4 protein-coding genes are annotated in these 5,020 nt (G+C 48.3%); 1 reads left to right on the top strand and 3 read right to left on the bottom strand.

Annotated elements, in window-relative coordinates; genetic code table 11:
* Positions 1-135: His/Gly/Thr/Pro-type tRNA ligase C-terminal domain-containing protein (locus ACTHUT_RS13810; protein ID WP_440418910.1), on the top strand; the 135-nt coding region annotated here is incomplete at its 5' end.
* 65 nt (positions 136-200) lie between these two features.
* Here the strand turns inward: ACTHUT_RS13810 and pflA are convergent.
* The 3 genes from pflA to ACTHUT_RS13795 all read right to left on the bottom strand — a co-directional run.
* Positions 201-1,007, bottom strand: a complete 807-nt coding sequence (pflA, locus tag ACTHUT_RS13805) for a pyruvate formate lyase 1-activating protein (RefSeq protein WP_263336766.1) — start codon at positions 1,005-1,007, stop codon at positions 201-203.
* Between the two features lie 139 nt (positions 1,008-1,146).
* Positions 1,147-3,432 (bottom strand): formate C-acetyltransferase, encoded by a 2,286-nt coding sequence (pflB, locus tag ACTHUT_RS13800; protein WP_070633587.1) that lies wholly within the window; start codon positions 3,430-3,432, stop codon positions 1,147-1,149.
* Between the two features lie 302 nt (positions 3,433-3,734).
* On the bottom strand, positions 3,735-5,020 hold a 1,286-nt coding region (locus tag ACTHUT_RS13795), incomplete at its 5' end, for an adenylosuccinate synthase (protein WP_440418909.1).

Below are 5,020 nucleotides of genomic sequence, written 5' to 3'. Positions count from 1 at the left end.
CCTCACCGCATCGTGATCGGCGATCGCGCCTTAAAAGAAGGTAATGTCGAATATGCCGAACGCCGTGACAATCAGGCTCAAGCCGTTGCAGTATCAGAAGTTGTCGCCAAGGTTTTGGCCGCATTGAACACTTAAGTCTTTTCAATCATGAAAAGGCCGTCTGAAACTGATTATTTCGTTTCAGACGGCCTTTTTCTGTTTTAATAAATAATGTTTTTTCCGTAACTCTCTAATATTTCTTTGATTTTCAAAATGGTTTCTTTAGGTGGCGGATGTACGCCTTTTAATTTGTATTCGTCGCCGCACAAAGCCCATTTGTGTGCGCCCAATTCGTGATACGGCAAAAGCTCGACCATTTCGACATTATCCATATCGCCGATAAACTCGCCCAATAAATGTGCTGAACGCTCATCATCGGTATAACCGGGAACAACCACATAACGCACACGTGTCGGCTGATTGCGTTCGGCAAGATAGCGTGCAAATTTCAGCGTTTTGGTATTTGGGATACCGACAAGTACTTTATGGATTTCAGGATCGATTTGTTTTAAGTCGAGCATGACCAAATTGGTATGATCGAGCAAATCATCCAAAATCGAATCATAGTGCAAAGCATAGCCATTGCTGTCGAGACAGGTATGGATATCGTGTTCCCGACAGGCCGTAAACCAATCGCGCACAAATTCATATTGCAATAACGGCTCGCCGCCGGTTGCCGTTACGCCTCCGCCTGTCGCACGCAGATAATGACGATAGGTCATGACCTGCTTCATCACGGTTGCCACATCCAATTCCTGCGCCTGCTCGGTATGAAAATCCCAAGTATCACGATTATGGCAATACAGGCAGCGCATTAGGCAACCTTGCAAAAAGAGCACGTAGCGCAAACCCGGACCATCGACAGCACCACAAGATTCAATCGAATGAATAATACCTTTGCCGTTATAGTGACGGTGGCCAAGGTCTTTCAGTTCCGGCTCGGGGGTAATGGCAAAAGTCGTGGACATAGTGTTCGTCTCAAAAATGTTTTTGCTTATATGGATTGTACGATAATAAAGGCCGTCTGAACATTTCAGACGGCCTCGGAGCTTTGTTTCAAAACAAACCCAATGCAAATTTAGCTTCCGGTTTGTTTTTCCACCTGGATTACATGGTTTCTGTGAACGTACGGGTAATCACGTCAAGCTGTTGCTCGCGGGTCAGCGAGTTGAAGCGAACCGCATAACCTGACACACGAATGGTAAGCTGCGGATATTTCTCCGGATGGTGCATCGCATCTTCCAAGGTCTCGCGATTCAATACGTTGACGTTCAAGTGTTGACCGCCTTCCAAAATACCGTCTTCATGGTGGAAATAACCGTCCATCAGACCGGCAAGGTTGCGTTCGCGAGAATGCTCGTCTTTACCCAACGCGCCAGGAATAATGGAGAAGGTATAGGAAATACCGTCTTTGGCAAACTCAAATGGCAGTTTGGCTACGGAAGTCAATGAAGCGACTGCACCGTTGACGTCACGACCGTGCATTGGGTTTGCACCCGGACCAAACGGTGCGCCTGCGCGGCGGCCGTCCGGCGTGTTGCCGGTTTTTTTGCCGTACACGACGTTGGAGGTAATGGTCAACACGGACTGGGTCGGCGTTGCGTTGCGGTAAGTTTTGTGGGTTGCCACTTTTTTCATGAAGCGTTCCACCAAGTCGCAGGCGATATCGTCCACGCGGTCGTCGTTGTTACCAAATTGTGGGTATTCGCCTTCGATTTCAAAGTCAACGGCAATACCGTTTTCATCGCGAATCGGTTTCACTTTGGCGTATTTAATGGCAGACAGAGAGTCGGCAGCCACAGACAGACCGGCAATACCGCAAGCCATCGTACGGATCACATCACGGTCATGCAATGCCATCAATGCAGCTTCGTAGCTGTATTTGTCGTGCATGTAGTGAATGATGTTCAACGCGGTAACGTATTGGGTTGCCAGCCAATCCATGAATTTGTCCATGCGCGCAAAGACAGTGTCGTAGTCCAAGACTTCGTCCATAATCGGTTCGGTTTTCGGACCAACTTGTTCTTTAGATTTTTCATCCACACCGCCGTTGATTGCGTACAGCAGGGTTTTTGCCAAGTTGGCACGAGCGCCGAAGAACTGCATTTGTTTGCCGACAATCATCGGGCTCACGCAGCAGGCAATAGCGTAGTCATCGCTATTGAAGTCAGGACGCATCAAGTCGTCGTTTTCGTATTGGATAGACGAAGTGTCGATGGATACTTTTGCGCAGTACTCTTTAAAGCCTTGTGGCAGTTGTTCAGACCACAATACGGTGATGTTCGGCTCAGGAGACGGACCCATGTTGTACAGTGTGTGCAACACGCGGAAGTTGGTGCGTGTTACCAAGGTACGGCCGTCCAAGCCCATACCGCCGATAGATTCGGTTGCCCAAATCGGGTCGCCGGAGAAGAGTTGATCGTATTCCGGAGTACGCAGGAAACGGACCATACGCAGTTTCATCACTAAATGGTCAATGAATTCTTGCGCTTGGGTTTCGGTAATCACACCGTTTTTTAGGTCGCGTTCGATGTAGATGTCCAAGAATGAAGATACACGGCCGAAGGACATCGCCGCACCGTTTTGAGATTTAACGGCAGCGAGGTAGGCAAAGTAAGTCCATTGGATGGCTTCTTGTGCATTTTTTGCAGGGCCTGAAATATCGTAGCCGTAAGAAGCCGCCATTTCTTTCATTTGGCCCAATGCTTTGTATTGCTCATTGATTTCTTCGCGGCGGCGGATCACTTCTTCCAAGTCCACACCGTTTTCCAAATCGGCTTGCAGTGAGTTGAACTGGTTGAGTTTATCTTTCATCAAAAAGTCGATACCGTACAATGCAACACGACGGTAGTCACCGATAATACGGCCACGGCCATAAGCATCCGGCAGACCGGTAATCACGCCTGATTTACGGCAACGGCGGATGTCGGGAGTGTAAACGTCAAACACGCCTTGGTTATGAGTTTTGCGGTATTTGGTGAAAATTTCGCTGACTTCAGGATTCAACTCAACGTTGTACACTTTGCACGCGTCTTGCACCATTTTCAAACCGCCAAACGGCATGATGGAGCGTTTCAAAGGCTCGTCTGTTTGCAGGCCGACGATGGTTTCCAAATCTTTGTTGATATAGCCTGGAGCGTGGCTGGTAATACCGGATATGATTTGCGCGTCGATTTTGTACGGCTCGTGCGTACGGTTTTCTACTTTAATACCTTCCAATACGTCCGCCCACAGTTTGGTTGTGGCTTCGGTTGCAGGTGCCAAGAAAGAGGCATCGCCTTCATAAGGCGTGTAGTTTTTCTGAATAAAATCGCGAACATCTACGTTGGTTTCCCAGTTGCCGCCAGTAAAACCTTCCCAAGCGGCTGGACGTTGCTGAACATCATTTGACATATCAAGCTCCTAATTTTATTGGAAATATAGACTGTAAATTTCTGAAAGGATAGCACTAATACCCTTCCATTTACAGGAGTTTTCTTGAAATAAAATTACAGACTAGCCTTTTCTTGACTTACATCAATGAGAATAATTGTTACTTGGCACTACATCTCGGTTTCCAAACACTCGCGTTTAAAAACGGCGTAGAATACGAAATTAAGCCCTGAAGACAGGCATCCTTCAGGGCTGAATTTTTATTGCATTTCATATAAAAGGCCGTCTGAAACATTCAGACGGCCTTTTATTCACTTAATCAATTAAGCAAACGGGTGGTGCAAAACGATGGTTTCTTCACGGTCAGGACCAGTTGAAACAATGGCTACAGGTGCACCGCACACTTCTTCAATACGTTTCAGATAAGCTTTAGCGTTTTCAGGCAGCTTGTCATATTCTTTCACGCCGAAAGTCGACTCGCTCCAACCCTGCATGGTTTCGTAAATCGGTTTGCAGGTTTCTACCGCATCGGAGCCGCAAGGCAGAATGTCGGTTTTGCTGCCATCAGGCAATTCATAACCTACACAGATATTGATGTTCTCAATACCGTCCATCACGTCCAGCTTGGTAATGCACATGCCGGAAATGCCGTTAACTTGAATAGAGCGTTTCAGAGCAGCCGCGTCAAACCAGCCACAACGACGCGCACGACCGGTTACAGAGCCGAATTCATGGCCGCGTTCAGCCAAGCCTGCGCCCACTTCGTCAAACAATTCAGTCGGGAATGGGCCTGAACCCACGCGGGTGGTATAGGCTTTAACGATACCCAAAACGTAATCCAGCATTTGCGGACCTACGCCTGCACCGGCAGAAGCGGCACCAGCCAAGCAGTTAGAGGAAGTTACAAACGGATAAGTACCATAGTCGATGTCCAGCAGCGTACCTTGCGCGCCTTCAAACAACAGGCTTTCGCCTTTGCGGTTTTTCTCGTTCAAAACACGGGAAACATCGGTAATCATCGGCGTAATGCGCGGTGCAACTTTTTCAATGACCGCCATCACGTCTTCAACTTTTACCGGCTCGGCATTGTGCAGGTGTTGCAACTGAACATTGTAATAAGCCAAAATGGCTTCCAGTTTTTCAACCAGTTTTTCAGGGTGCAACAAGTCCACCACGCGAATCGCGCGACGGGCAACTTTATCTTCATAGGCTGGGCCGATGCCACGACCGGTTGTACCAATTTTGCTTTTACCGCGGGAAGCTTCGCGTGCTTGGTCAAGCGCAATGTGGTAAGGCAGAATCAATGGGCAGGTCGGCGCAATTTTCAGACGGCCTTCAACGTTTTTCACACCGGCAGCGTTCAATTCGTCGATTTCACCCAACAATGCTTCAGGAGAAACGACAACGCCTGAGCCGATGAAGCAGTCCAAAGTCTCATGCAAAATGCCGCTTGGAATCAGGCGCAAAATGGTTTTTTTGCCACCGACGACCAAAGTATGGCCGGCATTGTGGCCGCCTTGGAAACGTACAACACCGCTGGTTTCTTCCGCCAGCCAGTCAACAATCTTACCTTTGCCTTCATCACCCCATTGGGCACCGATTACGACAA

It is taken from the genome of Neisseria sp. P0022.S010 (assembly GCF_051956635.1).
The sequence above is the reverse complement of the archived record's forward strand: the minus strand, read 5'-3'. Positions and strand labels throughout refer to the sequence as shown.

Coding starts and splice junctions, on each gene's coding strand:
- pflA (WP_263336766.1), bottom strand. CDS start 1,007: ATGTCCACGACTTTTGCCATTACCCCCGAGCCGGAACTGAAAGACCTT.
- pflB (WP_070633587.1), bottom strand. CDS start 3,432: ATGTCAAATGATGTTCAGCAACGTCCAGCCGCTTGGGAAGGTTTTACT.